Raw genomic sequence first — 15,907 nt, 5'->3', positions numbered from 1 at the left:
CAATGGAACCTATGGTGGTGATGGCTGCGCGTGCGGCTCAATTAGTTGGTCAAGAGCTTTTAAAAGCGCATCAGAATCGTCATAAACTCGATCTACAAGTCGAAGAAAAAGGGATTGATGGTCCAGTAACGCGTGTAGACCGTTATTTGGAACAGTTGACTATCGATACTCTACGTAAAAGCTATAAAAACCACAGCTTCCTTGGTGAAGAGTTCGGTCTGCAAGAAGGTAAAGGTCACGACGCTGATTGGTGTTGGATCATTGACCCACTTGACGGTACATTAAACTTTATCAACGGTTTCCCACATTTCTGTATCTCTATTGCTGTTCAACACAAGGGCGTAACTCAACACGGTGTGATCTATGATCCTGTGAAAGACGAGTTATTCTCTGCAAGCCGCGGTCGCGGTGCAATGTTGAACCAACGCCGTATTCGCGTAAATGTTAAAGACAGCTTAAGCAATACCTTTATGGGTGTTGGTCATGCTTACCGTGCGAAGCGTGGCGGCGAAGTTGTATCTTATGCAAAAAATCATTTCGAATCACTTTTAAATGTCACTGAAGCGGGTGCTCAATACCGTCGTTCAGGCTCAGCTGCGCTTGATTTGGCGTATGTTGCTGCAGGTCGTTTAGATGGTTATTTTGAACTTGGTTTGAAGCCATGGGATATCGCTGCAGGCGAGTTAATCGTGAAAGAAGCGGGTGGTACTGTAGTGGATGCACGTGGTGGTGCCGATTCTATGGAAAATGGTCAAGTACTTGCTTGCTCTATGAAAATGCTCAAACCTTTAATGCAAGCTGTTGTTCCAGCTTGGGGTGAAGCAGCCAAGTAAGATCGATTGAATCGAGTGATATGACAAAGAAAAGCTCTCCTTGTGAGGGCTTTTTTTATTGTTGAATGAAATCGAGGATTTACTGCAAAGGCCAGTTGCTCAAGCTTTGAAGGTGTTTTTATTGAGTACAAAAAGGTTACAATATGGATTGTTTGAAAATTAAACAAAATTGAGTTGTAAAATAGGCTGTTACTGAAAAAAACAGTATCTATGCATAATTCGATCGAAAAAAATGATTACTTTTTAAAATGATTCTGTTATTATGCCGCCACGCACTTAAATTTCCGTTCTTTACCTGAACATTATCTTCTAATCATTGTATGCGCGTCCTGTCCATAGAGAGGACATATCCTTCGCGCCCCAATCGCTTAAGCGATTCCTTCAGGTTTGCGGCCGTAATCATGCGTGCGTTATATCCACATCGTCGTTATTCGGATCGCTGCTGAATTCTTATATTTTTCAGCTCTAATTGCTGTGCCGCTTTTTGCCGATGTCCATATTGTAATTTATTAAATGGAGCACCCACTTCAGGGTGAATACTCTCTATGAGCAAAACTTTTGCTGATTTTTCCCTCGATGAGTCATTAACACAGGCTCTTGAAGGTTTAGGCTTTACTACGCCAACTCCTGTACAAGAACAAGCGATTCCTGCTGCACTTGAAGGTAAAGACCTTTTAGTATCAAGCCAAACGGGTTCTGGTAAAACTGCTGCATTCTTGCTTCCAACTTTGAATGCGCTTGCAAATCAAGAAACTTTCGTACCGTTTAAAGAGCGTATGAAAGCGGTTACTCAACCATCAATTTTAGTGATTTCTCCGACTCGTGAGTTAGCACAACAAGTATGTCAAGATGCGATTGCATTCGTTCGTCATATGAAAGGTGTTCGTGTTGCTGCGATCATGGGTGGTATGCCATTTGGTAAACAAATCCAGCAGTTAAAAGGCGCACAAGTGGTTGTTGCGACTCCAGGTCGTTTACTTGACTTGGTTAACCGTCGTCAAATCAAACTTGATAAAGTTGATTCATTAATTGTCGATGAAGCTGACCGTATGCTTGACCTGGGTTTCTCTGAAGACCTAGAAGCAATTGGTGACTTGGCTGCAAACCGCAAGCAAACTTTGATGTTCTCTGCGACTTTTGCACCACGTATCATTACGCTTGCTGAACGCATGATGAATGATCCAATGCGTATCTCGATCGAAACTGGTCACTCTACAAACACTGACATCACTCAGACTTTGCACTGGACTGATGGCTTTGAGCACAAGAAAAAATTACTTACTCACTGGTTAAACGAAGAAGACGTTGATCAAGCAGTAGTATTTGCGTCAACTCAAGAAGACACAGATATGTTGGCTGAAGAACTTGCTGAAGCAGGTTTATCAGTTGTAGCGCTTCATGGTGCTATGCCACAAACTGTTCGTAACCGTCGTTTACGCAGCATCCGTGAAGGTCGTGCAAAAATCCTAGTTGCAACTGACGTTGCAGCACGTGGTCTTGACGTACCAACAATTTCACACGTAATTAACTTCGGTCTTCCGATGAAGAACGAAGACTATGTACACCGTATCGGTCGTACAGGTCGTGCTGGTCGTACTGGTAAAGCAATTACACTTGCTACTTACCGTGAACGCGGCAAGATCCGTGCTTTAGAAGACTTCTTGGAAGCGCGTTTAAACGTATCTGAAATTGAAGGTCTTGAGCCATCTCCACCTCCTGCACGCGGTAGCCGTGATGGTGCTGGCCGTGGTCGCGGTCGTGACGGCGGTCGTCGTGATGGCGGTCGTGGTTTCGGCGGTGGTCGTCGTTTTGAAGGCGAAAGCAACTTCAAACGTCGTGAAGGCGGTGATGATCGTCCACGTCGTAGCTATGATGACAAACCACGTGGTGAACGTCCTGCATTCGGTGGCGAAGATCGTCCACGTCGTGACTTCGGTGATCGTCCACAACGTCGTGAAGGTGGTTATGGCGACCGTCCACAACGCTCTTTTGATGACCGTCCTAAACGTGATTTCGGTGATCGTCCAGCTCCACGTCGTGAAGGTGGTTATGGCGACCGTCCACAACGTTCTTTCGATGATCGTCCAAAACGTGATTTCGGTGATCGTCCAGCTCCACGTCGTGAAGGTGGTTATGGTGATCGTCCGCAACGCAGCTTTGGTGACAAACCGCGTTCTAACGATGACAACCGTGGTAACCGCGTAGACTATAAACCAGCTCGTGAAGGTGCAGATCGTCCACGTCGCGAATTCAATGGTGACCGTCCACAACGTAGCTTCGGTGACCGTCCACAACGTGATTTTGGCGACCGTCCGCAACGTAACTTTGGCGAAGATCGTCCTAAACGCAGTTTTGGTGAAGATCGCCCACGTCGTAAATTTAACGACTAATAACGTTAGATTTTGATAGTAAAAAACCGGTGGAAACACCGGTTTTTTTATGAGACTAATCTTTGACCTTCTTGAATAAAAATGTATACTGAGTCATATTTTATTTTTATTCTGTTAAATATGAATAATGAATCTCGTCATTATGTATGGAATTTTAATCAAGAGGTGATTATGCCTTATATTGGTTTGATTTTATTACTATGCAATATTGCATACTATATCTATAATTTTTTTCAATAACTTACATTCTGTTGGTTAAAATAACTGTACTACAATTAAAAAATTAAAAATTATGGTAAATCGGTTGCTTTTTATCTAAAGGTAACATTTTAAACCCGAATCCTTTATAGTATGCATGCTGAAAAAATGTAGGAAAACGCTCAGCTATGAATAATCAAGTATCCCCGCAATCTCAATCGCTGATTGAGATTAATAATCTGAGCTTTAAACGAGGGGAACGTATCATTTATGACAATGTCAATTTAACCATCCGTCGTGGTCAAATCACTGCCATTATGGGACCTTCCGGCACAGGCAAAACCACTTTGCTGCGCCTGATTGGCGGGCAGCTCATTCCGGATCAAGGTCAGGTTTTGTTAGACGGCAAAGATATTGCGCGCATGTCACGTGCTGAGCTGTTTGCAACACGGGCACGTATGGGCATGCTTTTCCAAAGTGGCGCCTTGTTTACCGATATGACCACTTATGAAAATGTGGCATTTCCACTGCGTGCACATACTCAATTACCCGAACATTTGATTGCTGAAATTGTGGCTTTAAAATTGGAGTCGGTGGGTTTGCGTGGTGCAGAACAACTGATGCCTTCAGAACTGTCAGGTGGTATGAACCGTCGTGTGGCCTTAGCACGTGCTATTGCGCTAGATCCAGAGCTGATTATGTATGATGAACCATTTGCAGGTCAGGACCCAATCGTAAAGGGGGTTTTAACCCGCTTGATCCGTTCCTTGCGTGAAGCATTAGATTTAACCACCATTATTGTTTCGCATGATGTGGCAGAGACATTATCGATTGCTGACTACATTTATGTTGTTGCAGAAGGCAAAATTCAGGGTGAGGGTTCACCTGAACAATTAAAAAATCATGCTTCACCTTTTGTACGTCAATTTCTGACTGGGGCGCTAGAAGGCCCGGTTGATTATCAATTTAGCCATCAAGCTTATTTAAGTGATGAGGTGCGTTCATGAATGCCATTGCCTTATTAGGTAGACGCGTTATTGAACGTGTACGTGGTATAGGTGTAGCAACCCTGATGTTGCTACAGATTTTATTATCGATGCCATCCAAAGGTGGTTTTCAGCGTTTTATTTATCAAATCTATCGTGTCGGGGTGATGTCATTATTGATCATTTCGGTTTCAGGTTTGTTCATTGGTTTAGTGCTCGGTTTACAAGGCCATTCCATTTTAGTAAATGTTGGTTCTGAAGCGATGCTGGGAACCATGGTTTCGCTGACTTTATTGCGTGAGCTGGCACCTGTGGTTGCGGCTTTATTGTTTGCAGGGCGTGCCGGTTCTGCATTGACTGCTGAAATTGGTTTAATGAAAGCCACAGAGCAGCTGTCCAGTATGGAAATGATTGGGGTTGATCCACTTAAACGCATTGTTTCGCCACGTTTATGGGCGGGTATTGTGAGTTTACCGATGCTCACCGTGGTTTTTGCTGCCATTGGTATTCTGGGCGGCAAAATGGTCGGGGTCGATTTTTTAGGTGTGGATGAAGGCTCTTACTGGAGTGGCATGCAAAGTAGCGTGCAATTCTATAAAGACATTTTTAACGGTACCATCATCAAGAGTTTGGTTTTTGCATTAATTTGCACATGGATTGCGGTATATCAAGGTTATGCTTGTGTGCCGACATCAGAAGGGATTGCAACATCTACAACACGTACAGTGGTGTATTCGTCGCTCTGTGTTTTAGGTTTTGATTTCGTGTTGACTGCGGTCATGTTCGGAGGTGTTTAATGAAATCACGTACTAGTGAGCTGGCCGTAGGTATTTTTGTCATTATTTTTGGGGTGGCATTATTTTTCCTGGCCATGAAAGTGAGTGGCTTGGTGGGAACAAACCTGCGTGACAGCTACAGCATGACGGCAAGTTTTGACAATGTGAACGGCCTGAAACCGCGTGCCAAAGTGACCATGAGTGGCGTGACCATTGGTCGTGTGACCGATATTACCCTTGATCCGGTATCACGTTTGGCAACGGTGCATTTTGACCTGGATGGCAAGTTAACGTCTTTCAATAAAGAACAGTTGAAAAAGGTTAAGTCTAATGCCTTGGAAGAATTGCGCTATAGCACAGAATACAGCGAAGCAGATCCTGCGAAACAAAAAGAAATGGAAAAGCAACTTGTTGATAACATGAACTCCATCACCAGTATCGATGAAGATGCTTATATTATGGTCGCAACCAATGGTTTATTGGGTGAAAAATATTTGAAAGTTGTTCCAGGTGGTGGTCTAAACTATGTCAAGCGTGGTGAAAGCATTGCCAATACTCAAGGTACAATGGATCTTGAAGATTTAATTAGTAAATTTATTACTGGTGGTGCAGGCAAATCATCAGTTAAGGCGGCAGAAGAAAAAACATCAACTGAACCAACAGATGCAGAACCCTCATTTGTTGAATAATTTTGAGAGGAGAATTTAGTGAATACTTTACTTAAACATACACTTAGCGTAAGTGTTTTATCAACGATGATCGCAAGTACTGCATTTGCAGCACCGACTGAAACTCCACCGGCTTTTGTTAAAAAAGTAGCAGATGGTCTGGTTACCCGTTTAAAAGCGGATCAGGGAAAATTGCAAAACAATCCTGCTGCAGTGAAAGCGATTGTGCGTCAAAACCTTGACCCTTATATTGATTCACAAGCCTTTACCCGTCTGGTGATGGGAACCTATGCAACGAATCAGTACAGTACGGCTGCTCAGCGTGCCCAGTTTGAACGCAATTTCCGTGAAACTTTAATCGAAAATTACGGTACAGCTTTTGCCAAATATACCAACCAGACTTACAGCCTGCGTCCATATAAAGAAACCAATAGCAAAAACCCTGTGGTAACGCTGGATTTCAACAACAAAGGTGAAAAAACTCCAGTATCTTTCCAGTTGGTGGATAAAGGCAATCAATGGAAAGTACGTAATATCAATGTAGCTGGTATTGATTTAGGTTTACAGTTCCGTAATCAGTTTGCTGCAACGGTAAAACGTAATGGTGGCAATATCGATAAAGCAATTGCGAACTTCGAACCAGATGCATCTGTAAATAAAAAATAACCGGGAAGGGTGTTCAGTGATTCAATTCATTCATCAGGAATTGCAGGTTTCCGGCAAAATAGATTATGCCAATGCAGAGGCCTATTACCAGCAAGGTTTAAAACTGATTCAATCGCAGAATCAGTTTCCTGTGGTGGTCAATCTGGCACAGCTAGAACAAGGCAGTACCTTGGCTTTAGCGGTATTGGTGCGCTGGTTACGCCAGACTCCACAGGCTAAAGGTCTACAGTTTAAGGCGGTTCCTGAAAAAATGATGAAAATCATTCAAGCCTGTCATTTGCAAAATGACCTGCAATTGATGGCCTGAACACTAAAAGATAAATAAGCACCGCAAGGTGCTTTTTTATTGTCTGCAAATAGGTATTTATTAAATCCGGAGCGTTTCTTGCGCTTCGCTTTGAAGCAGTGCTTCAAAGCTTGCTCAAATCCATTTCTTCCATCTAAAGTAAATCAGTGGTCCAATAAAGAAGGCCACTAAAATAATGCCAACCATAATAAAACTGGTTGCTCCTCGGGCAAATGGCAGCACATCGGTATTCATGCCATAGACACTAGCCACCAGCATCGGTGGCGCAAGCATGCTTGGCAAGATCGAGAATCGACGGATGGTATCGTTCTGTTCGGTATTAATGAACCCGGAGGTGGTATCGAGCAAGAATCGAACCTTCTGGAACAGGAAGGCATCATGTTCTACCAATGATCGAACGTCTTCGCTGAGTTCCCGAATATCGGCATCATAAATATGACTGCCCAAAGCACGCGGACGTGACAGGAAAGTCAGTACCCGACGTAAATCGATCAAGCACAACTGTGCCTTTCCGAGCATATCTTCCAATTGTGCCAGACGGGTAATCATGTCATCCAGATCGAGAATCTGTTCACGATGGCGGTTATTCAACACTTCTGTGGAATATTTTTCCAAGTCTTTGTGGATATCTTCCAGGATATCCGCAAGTTCATCCAGTTTGGCTTCCAGTAAGCCGAGCAAAACCCAGGTTGGGTCTTTATAGTCAATTTCATAGTCGTTACGACGGGCACGGGCACGGAAAGCTCGGAAGGCGACCAGCTTTTCACCACGCAGGGTAAATAGGTGTTCTTTATGCAGAATAAATGCCACCGTTTGTACGGTTGCTAAAATGCTCGAATTGTCATCGGTTTCGCCATCGACCTGAAAATTTTTATTTTTCGTTAAAAAGTAGGTGCTGATATGTAAAATACCGTCATCATCACGGTAAAATCGTGCCGATGAAGAAATGTCTTCTAATGATTTTAGCGTGGGTAAATTTTGCTCATAGGCATCTAAGACCCATTGTTGTTCTTCTTGTGATGGGGCAATTAAGTCAATCCACACTAAATCCGGGTGGAGATCAAAACCACCATTGATGGTGGCATCTTCCAAACTACCGCGCTCTGTGGCGTAAAAGGCTTCAAGCATGCTGTCTTTTCCCTGCGCAGTATAGGTTAATCAATGGGTGTATTTTAGACAAGGAATTGAATAAAAACACTGATTGAATCGCTTTTTTATTAAAAAATCTCCTTAAAATTTACTTTATTAATATGACATCTCCAAAACATGGTGAAAAAATGACGAAATCGATCGCAATTTTTTGCGGCTCTGCAGTGGGGACAGATTCCATTTTTTTAGACACTGCGCAAAAAATGGGTCAAACCATTGCCCAGCAAGGTAAAACGCTGGTCTATGGTGGTGGTCGTTCAGGTTTGATGGGTATTGTTGCAGATAGTGCCTTGCAGGCAGGCGGCAAAGTGATTGGCGTGATTCCGAGTGTATTGGTGGATCGTGAGCTGGCTCATCCGCATTTAACTGAATTGCATGTGGTTGCGAATATGCATGAGCGCAAGACCAAAATGTCAGAGCTTTCTGATGCTTTTATTGCACTACCGGGTGGTGCAGGAACATTGGAAGAAATTTTTGAGCAATGGACCTGGGCACAGTTGGGCATTCATTTAAAGCCCTGTGCATTTTTAAATGTGGAAGGTTTTTATGATGATTTGCTGAAATTTATCCAGTTGACCACAGTGAAAGGTTTTACTCATCCACGCTTTTCCGACAGCATAATCGCTTCTGGTTCTATTGAAGATATTTTGCAGCAATTTGATGCTTTTCAGGCACCACAGCCGAAATGGGGTATGACTGATCAGGCGGAGTTGGTGAAATAACATGAAAGTGATTACCGTTGCTGCGGCAATTATTTTGAATGAGCAGCAACAGCTGTTGGTAGTACGTAAGCAGAATACTGCCTGTTTTATGCAGGTAGGTGGCAAACTTGAACCCAGTGAGCCATCTGAAATGGCCATGCTGCGTGAAACTCAGGAAGAAACAGGCTGTCAGGCTTCAATTGAGCAATTTGTCGGTCGCTTTGAAACGGCAACCGCTAACGAGCCGGATCATCAGCTGGTCAGCTATGTTTATTATGTGACTTTGGCGGGTACACCAAAAATTGCTGCTGAAATTGCCGAGATGAAGTGGGTGAGTCTGGATGATCAGAGTACGCCACTTGCACCACTGACCACGCAAATTGTGATGCCTTGGGTGAGACAGTTTTTAATAGCCAAAGCCATTATTTCCTGATCAGGACGCCCACTTTCTGACTATATATGCCCTGTATTATTATGCCTGCATAGCTCAAGCTAAAATCGGGATTAGGAATATATCTTCTTGGTTTTATAGCTCTGCACTGGCAATACAGGCGGCATAGATTTGCTGACAGCCTAATTCGTCTAACTTGGTTTTTAAGGCATGCAGTGAACTGCCAGTCGTGACCACATCATCCAGCATCAGCACTTTGCGGTAACGAATTTTAGGCTGTGCTGCAATCACAAATTGCTGCTCGATCTGGTCAAGCCGTTCGATGCGGCTCATGCCTTTTTGTGAATGTTGCGCCAGTCGCCCAACCGGTTGCCAGATCGGGATATTCAGGTGTTTTGCCAAGATCTTTGCAACGACCAAAGATTGGTTGTAGCCACGTTCTATCAGACGCTGATTGGAAATGGGCATGGGAACAATGGCCTGAATTTTGGGAATTCGAAGTTGAATCAACGTTCCTGCAAGCAATTGCTGAAAATGTAGCTGTTGTTCATATTTGAATTTTTGAATGATGCGATCCATCGGATAGTCATAATGACAGGCGATCTGAATATTCATTTCTTGACGTTGAACCACATTTTTAAACCACGGTAATTTCTGCCAGCACTCTGTACAGACTGAATGGTGTTGCTGTCGGTCGATTCCGCAGAGCAGGCAAGGGGAAATACTTTGCACACCTTTGTGAAGCAGTTGGTTGATGAATTGGAGCATATTTTTTTCTTCTTTTTATTGAATATTAATTTTGCACAGCAGGTATTTAAGTGCAACAGTGGCAGCATCCATGCTGCTCACGGCATAATCAATAATTGACTTAAGCCGTTATTTTAAATTATTTTTTACACATAGGCATAGCGCGGTGCTTCCGGGAGCCAGCGTTTTAACAAGGCTTCAGCATTTTCCGGATAGTCTTTCAGAATTTGCTGCGCGACATAATGCGCCTGATTGAGCAAATGATCATCGCGTTCTAACTTGGCCACCCGAAAGCCCATATCCCCAGTTTGTTTGGTGCCCAGCAACTCACCCGGACCACGAATTTCCAGATCCTTTTCGGCAATGATAAAACCGTCATTGGTTTCGCGCATAATCCGCAGCCGTTCCTGTCCATTTTGCGAAAGCGGATTCTTATACAGCAGGGCACAGAAACTGGCAGTCGCACCTCGACCCACTCGCCCGCGTAGCTGATGCAGCTGGGAAAGTCCCAGACGTTCGGCATTTTCAATCACCATGATGGAAGCGTTCGGTACATCCACGCCGACTTCAATCACCGTGGTGGCAATCAAAAGCTGTAGTTGATTGTCTTTAAATTGCTGCATCACGGCCTGCTTTTCATCCGCTTTCATCTTGCCATGCACCAGACCAATGTTGAGCTGAGGAAAACGTTCCTTTATTTCCTGATAAGTCGCCTCAGCCGCTTGGGCATCTAAAGTTTCTGACTGTTCCACCAGGGTACAGACCCAGTAAGCCTGTTTGCCTTCAGCACAGTTGGTGGTAATGCGCTGAAGCACTTCTTCGCGGCGATCCAAAGGAATGGTGACGGTCTGAATTGGGGTACGGCCCGGTGGCAGTTCGTCAATCACCGAGGTGTCCAGATCACCATACGCAGACATCGCCAGTGTGCGTGGAATCGGGGTAGCAGTCATCACCAGCTGATGCGGGGTCATGTTATTGGCACCTTTATTACGAAGCGCCAGCCGTTGATCGACCCCAAAGCGATGCTGTTCGTCAATAATCACCAGGCCGAGTTTGCTGAATTCGACATTTTCCTGAAACAGGGCATGAGTACCCACCACAAGATTGGCTGTGCCTTGTTTTATGCTTTGCTCAGCAGCTGCACGAGCTTTGCCTTTCTGCTTGCCCGAAAGCCAGGACACATTTAGGCCTAAAGGTTCAAACCATTTTTTAAAATTCAGATAATGCTGCTCCGCCAGAATTTCTGTCGGTGCCATTAACGCCACTTGCCAGCCTTCTTCCAGCGCATGACAGGCGGCAACGCCAGCCACTAAGGTTTTACCGGCACCGACATCGCCCTGAACCAGACGCAGCATCGGTTTGTTCTGTTTTAAGTCGTGCACAATTTCTTTGGAGACCCGTTTTTGCGCTCCGGTCAGGCTAAAGGGCAAGCCGGCCAAAAGCTGTTTGGCAAAATTCTTACTTGGGCTAAAAGACGGGGCGGCAATCTGCTGGATATAGGCACGCCGTGAGAGCAGACTGATCTGATGCGCCACCAGCTCTTCAAAAATCAGCCGCTGCTGGGCCGGATGAGAACCTTGGGCCAGCTGTAGCATATTGGCATTCAGTGGCGGTTCATGAATATACTCAAGTGCCTGTTTCAGTGCATAACCATTGGTGAATTTTTCCGGCAATAATTCAGGCAGATCATCGCTGTGCTGTTTTAGTGCCTGTTTGACATATTCACGCAGTTTGGGCTGGGTGAGGCCATCAGTGGCAGGGTAAATTGCAGTGAGCTGGGTTTTGGGTAAAGGGGTATGTTCAGTAATCAGCTGAATTTCAGGATGATACAGTTCCAGACCACGTGCACCTACGCGAACTTCACCAAATATACGCAAGCGATTACCGACTTTGGCACGATCAGTTAGGGCTTTATAGACATGATAAAAACGCAAGGTGACTTTGCCAAAATCATCCTGTAGCTGTACGGCCATGGATTTACGCTTACCGGGCGGAAAATCGACCCCTTTAACGATTCCCTCCAGTAAATAGCTGCGCCCCACGACCAATTGGTTCATGGGGATGATCGTGCTACGATCTTCATAATCACGCGGCAGATGAAACAGTAAATCATCTGTGCTAAAGATATTCAGTTTTTCCAGTAATGCAGCAGAGGCAGTTCCTACCCCTTGCAATTGATGGACTGCAGCCATTCGCCCTCAACTTGAGTTAAATCATCAGGTGCTTAATGCATATATTATTTATAGGTTATGGTAAAACATCTACCCGGGTTGCCAAACAATTATTTCAGCAAGGCCACCAAATTACCACAATCAGCCAAAGTCCGAAAACGGATGCTTACGCGACTCATCTGATTCAGGATGTGCATCAGCTTGATTTAGAGCATCTTGAACCTGTGGATTGGGTCTATGTTTTATTGTCGCCGTCACAAAGCACGGTACAAGGTTATCAGCAGACCTATGTCGATTCGGTTCAGCCCATTGTAAATGCCTTAAAACAGCATCCGGTAAAACGAATTATTGTGGTGTCTTCTACGCGTGTTTATGGTGAAAATGCGGGGGAGCGAGTTGATGATGAAACTGCTCTTCAGCCTGTGGATGAGCAGGGCAAGTTACTCTGGAAAATGGAGCAACTTTACCAGCAGGCATTTCCCCAGCAATGTATTGTCATTCGCCCAACCGGGATTTATGGTACTTCTGTCGCGAGAATGATCAAACTTGCTGAGAGCACCAAAACCTATGCCAATATCCACTGGTCCAACCGGATTCATATTGATGATCTGGCGCGCTTCCTGGCTCACTTGCTTCACGTGGAACATCCAGAACCGTCTTATATTGTCACGAATAATCAGCCTGTATCTTTACATGAAGTGATTCAGTGGTTTCAGCGGCAACTCAATCTGCCTGAACTGGCTGTTGAAAGCCAGAAGGAAACGGGTAAACGGATTTATGCGACGCGAATGCCTGAAACTGGATTTCAGTTAGAACATGAGGATTGTTTTGGGGATTATGCAGAATTGTTAAAGGTAGAGTGAGTGTCACTCTGATATTTGAAGTTCCTCCTCCCTATAGTAGGAGGTTAGGAAGAGGGTTTTTAATCAATCTCTCCCTAGCCCTCACTTGTGCTAGATTTAAAGCAGTACTTTATCTCTAGCTCAGGATAGTATTTAACAGACCTCTCCCTATTCCTCTCCTAGAAGGAGAGGGAACGGAGAATGAAGATTATTTCTTCTTCCGTTTCAAACGGCGTTTTGCCTGCTGCGCTGCAACGGCATCCAACGCTTCTTTCAGCTCTTCATCGCTGAAGGTGGTAATGTGCTGAAGCATCTGCAAGGTCACATCATCCAGTACCAGGTTGGCGTACTGCGCCACGTTCTGGAAGTTCTCGTCAAACACAATGGCGTTATCTTCATTGTTGCGGATATAGCCCTGTTGGGTCAGAACCTTAATAAAACTCTGGAACAGCGATTTATCAAAGAATTCTGGCGAGTTGAATTCATATAGGACCGACAGACGCTGACCGACCAGATGACTGAGCTCTTCCACCTGACGGGTGGAGATATTGCCCGAACCACGCTGGGTGATTAAAGCCAGGGTCATGTAGTAACGTTCCAGACTTTGCATCACAGGCGCAGCGAGCACCACCAGCTGGTTGTGATCTTCTGAATTTGGTGCAGGAGAAACCAGGTTGCCCTCGCTATCTTCAGAAATCAGTTTCGCCTGAATCAACGCTTCTGCATAGGCACAGATCTGATCTTTCAGCTCTTCATCTTTTTTCCATTTCAGGAACAGTTCCGCTTTCAGGAATGGATAAAGCGTACGGATGACATTAATCAAATCGCCACGGCGAATCGAACCGTTATGTTCAACCAGCGCAGCAATTAGCGATGGCAACACGAAAGCATGCAGAATGTTGTTACGGAAGTAAGTCAGCAATACCGCCTGATTGTCTTCAATCGCAATAATATCGCCCAGAACATGCTTCACGCGTTTAATCAGTTTCAGTTTTAACCCGTAGGCAATAATTTCCTTGCCTGAAAGCGGTGTCACCTGAGTACGTGCATCATAAGGCAATCCAGTCAACAGTTTGCGGTAGACATCCAGCTGCTTGATGCAGATCTCTTCATCCAGCGTGTGTTTAGGCGTAGCCAATAGAATCAGTGAAAGCAGCGATACCGGATTGATCACCACGGCACGGTTAATGTTTTCCAGAATGGCATGGGCAGCACTGTTCACTGTATCCGAGACTTCTTGCGGAATCGGATCATCATTCTTGGCAATTTTAATATTTTCCGCACCATGCTGTTTCAGCATGTCATCCAGGAATACCGGCTCACCAAAGTTCACATGCACCTGGCCAAAGATACGTTCGATTTTGCGCAGGGTTTTCAAAATACCCATGATCGATTCGGATTCTTTGTCTTTACCGTTCATTTCGCCGACATAGGTGGCACCTTCCATCAGGCGTTCGTAGCCAATATAGGTAGGTACAAACACGATGGGTTTAGAACGGCCACGTAAATGCCCGTGCACGGTCATGGCCAGCATGCCGGTTTTGGCTGGCAGCAAGCGTCCTGTACGTGAACGCCCACCTTCAATAAAATATTCCAGTGGTGTGTTACGGGAAAGAATATTGAAAAGATATTCTTTAAATACAGTGGTGTATAGACCATTACCACGGAAAGTACGGCGAATAAAGAATGCACCGCCACCACGCAGCAGTTGACCTACAAAAGGCATGTTCAGGTTATCGCCCGCAGCAATGTACGGCACCATCATGCCACGTTTATAAATCACATAAGACAGTAACAAATAGTCGATGTGACTGCGGTGACAGGGGGTGTAGATAATCTCGTAGTCTTTGGCTAGTTCACGCACGGTACTGAAATTATGCACCTCTACGCCGTCATAAAGCTGGGTCCATAAACGGGTCAGCGCCATGTCGGCAAAACGCACAGCTGAATGCGAATAGTCAGATACGATCTCGTTTAAATAACCAATGGCACGACGTTCAGCCTCAATCATGCTGATTTTGCTGCGGATACTTTCACGGCGGATGGCATCTTGTACATCACTGGCTTTGATCAGTGAATGCACCACGTTACGTCGGTCTGAAAGATCCGGGCCCAGTACCACTTCACGCTGACCATCCAGGTAATTGTTTAAGGTATTGAGAATATAAGTCGCAGGAGACAGGTTTGGATGGGTCTGTTGGGCAAATTCGATCAGTTGACGCAAAGACTGGCCCTGATGGAATTCCAGATAAGACTGACGCCCATGCAAGCCAATATTCACCAGCTGTTTGACCGTGCCTGGTGTTGCCCAGGTGTCGGTAAAGAGCAGTTTCAGCCAGGAATCTTCTTTATCTGGCGAACGTCCCCAGAGTACAGTCACCGGAATCAGTTCAATATCAACATGAGGGTGATGTTCCAGAATGTCGATCAGGCGTAATAAGCGCGGCGGAAAGGCATGCGGCGGGGGATTGAGCAAGTTGTTTTCATCATGATGCTGTAAGAACAGCACCGATGCTTTTTCCTTGTGGTCACCCACTACCAATGGATTTAATGCTGGTGACAGTTTTAGGCGGCGGGTTTCACCATCGACAATCAGGGCATTACTGCGCGAGTAATTTTGTAATACATAGCACACCACTTTTTGTTGAACGGGCTGCTCTGTCTGGGAATTTACTTCTGTAGTTGTCGGTTCAGTAGGAACCTCACCAAGAACATGTGGGGTTACCACCAGGTCAAGCAGCTTACTGGAAAGCTGACGATAGATTTGACCAAAGCCACTCTTGGACATACATACTCCTACTTAAATGACCGAAACCACAGATTTTCTGAGGGGGAATAGTTTTGCATCATTGTAATTTAAAACAATATGTCATTTTCTGACAAAATGCATATTGAGTGTTAAATTTTATCGTTAAAAATCGTATTTTTAGCGAATATTCCGCACAAATAGCGTGACAGGCCAGTCAGTCTAACTCTAGGGATTTAGTCTGAATTTGTGGCAGAATAGGCTGAATAGCTTAGCTGATTGCTTGAAATTTTTCGCCTACATTTTAGGTATCCCCCATTAAAAAATAGGTCGCTT

14 protein-coding genes are annotated in these 15,907 nt (G+C 44.8%); 10 read left to right on the top strand and 4 right to left on the bottom strand.

What is annotated here, in order from left to right:
• Positions 1-2: 2 nt before the first annotated feature.
• From B9T26_RS04410 to B9T26_RS04380, 7 genes are all read left to right on the top strand, one after another.
• Complete coding sequence (locus B9T26_RS04410; RefSeq protein ID WP_086198555.1) at positions 3-833, top strand: inositol monophosphatase family protein; 831 nt, start codon at positions 3-5, stop codon at positions 831-833.
• Positions 834-1,378: 545 nt separating this feature from the next.
• On the top strand, positions 1,379-3,223 hold the full coding sequence (locus B9T26_RS04405; RefSeq protein ID WP_086198554.1) for a DEAD/DEAH box helicase: 1,845 nt from the start codon (positions 1,379-1,381) through the stop codon (positions 3,221-3,223).
• Between the two features lie 386 nt (positions 3,224-3,609).
• Entirely contained in the window at positions 3,610-4,428 is an 819-nt protein-coding gene (locus tag B9T26_RS04400; RefSeq protein WP_086198553.1) for an ABC transporter ATP-binding protein, read from the top strand.
• Positions 4,425-5,204, top strand: a complete 780-nt coding sequence (gene mlaE, locus B9T26_RS04395) for a lipid asymmetry maintenance ABC transporter permease subunit MlaE (protein WP_086198552.1) — start codon at positions 4,425-4,427, stop codon at positions 5,202-5,204. Before B9T26_RS04400 ends, mlaE begins: the two co-directional genes overlap by 4 nt.
• Positions 5,204-5,872: an outer membrane lipid asymmetry maintenance protein MlaD gene (locus tag B9T26_RS04390; protein WP_086198551.1), complete on the top strand. Its 669-nt coding sequence runs from the start codon at positions 5,204-5,206 to the stop codon at positions 5,870-5,872. The genes mlaE and B9T26_RS04390 overlap by 1 nt, the downstream gene beginning before the upstream one ends.
• An 18-nt stretch (positions 5,873-5,890) precedes the next feature.
• Complete coding sequence (locus B9T26_RS04385; protein ID WP_086198550.1) at positions 5,891-6,517, top strand: phospholipid-binding protein MlaC; 627 nt, start codon at positions 5,891-5,893, stop codon at positions 6,515-6,517.
• A 16-nt stretch (positions 6,518-6,533) separates the two neighbouring features.
• A complete protein-coding gene (locus tag B9T26_RS04380; protein ID WP_086198549.1) occupies positions 6,534-6,824 on the top strand; it encodes a lipid asymmetry maintenance protein MlaB in 291 nt (96 codons plus the stop codon).
• Positions 6,825-6,938: 114 nt separating this feature from the next.
• Here the strand turns inward: B9T26_RS04380 and B9T26_RS04375 are convergent, their stop codons facing one another.
• Complete coding sequence (locus B9T26_RS04375) at positions 6,939-7,952, bottom strand: CorA family divalent cation transporter (protein WP_086198548.1); 1,014 nt, start codon at positions 7,950-7,952, stop codon at positions 6,939-6,941.
• A 149-nt stretch (positions 7,953-8,101) separates the two neighbouring features.
• On the opposite strand from B9T26_RS04375, the gene B9T26_RS04370 reads away from it, so the two are divergent.
• Complete coding sequence (locus B9T26_RS04370; RefSeq protein ID WP_086198547.1) at positions 8,102-8,695, top strand: TIGR00730 family Rossman fold protein; 594 nt, start codon at positions 8,102-8,104, stop codon at positions 8,693-8,695.
• Position 8,696: 1 nt separating this feature from the next.
• Entirely contained in the window at positions 8,697-9,107 is a 411-nt protein-coding gene (locus B9T26_RS04365) for an NUDIX hydrolase (protein WP_086198546.1), read from the top strand.
• A gap of 93 nt (positions 9,108-9,200) precedes the next feature.
• Here the strand turns inward: B9T26_RS04365 and B9T26_RS04360 are convergent, their stop codons facing one another.
• Together B9T26_RS04360 and recG are read right to left on the bottom strand one after the other, a co-directional pair.
• A complete protein-coding gene (locus tag B9T26_RS04360; protein WP_086198545.1) occupies positions 9,201-9,833 on the bottom strand; it encodes a ComF family protein in 633 nt (210 codons plus the stop codon).
• A 125-nt stretch (positions 9,834-9,958) separates the two neighbouring features.
• Positions 9,959-12,004: an ATP-dependent DNA helicase RecG gene (gene recG, locus B9T26_RS04355; RefSeq protein ID WP_086198544.1), complete on the bottom strand. Its 2,046-nt coding sequence runs from the start codon at positions 12,002-12,004 to the stop codon at positions 9,959-9,961.
• 35 nt (positions 12,005-12,039) lie between these two features.
• Between recG and B9T26_RS04350 the strand changes: the two genes are divergently transcribed.
• Positions 12,040-12,846: an SDR family oxidoreductase gene (locus B9T26_RS04350; RefSeq protein ID WP_086198543.1), complete on the top strand. Its 807-nt coding sequence runs from the start codon at positions 12,040-12,042 to the stop codon at positions 12,844-12,846.
• 187 nt (positions 12,847-13,033) lie between these two features.
• Here B9T26_RS04350 and plsB read toward each other — a convergent pair whose 3' ends face one another.
• Positions 13,034-15,613, bottom strand: a complete 2,580-nt coding sequence (plsB, locus tag B9T26_RS04345) for a glycerol-3-phosphate 1-O-acyltransferase PlsB (RefSeq protein WP_086198542.1) — start codon at positions 15,611-15,613, stop codon at positions 13,034-13,036.
• Between the last annotated feature and the right edge of the window lie 294 nt (positions 15,614-15,907).

It is taken from the genome of Acinetobacter sp. ANC 4169, from assembly GCF_002135355.1.
Lineage (GTDB): Bacteria > Pseudomonadota > Gammaproteobacteria > Pseudomonadales > Moraxellaceae > Acinetobacter.
The sequence above is the reverse complement of the archived record's forward strand: the minus strand, read 5'-3'. Positions and strand labels throughout refer to the sequence as shown.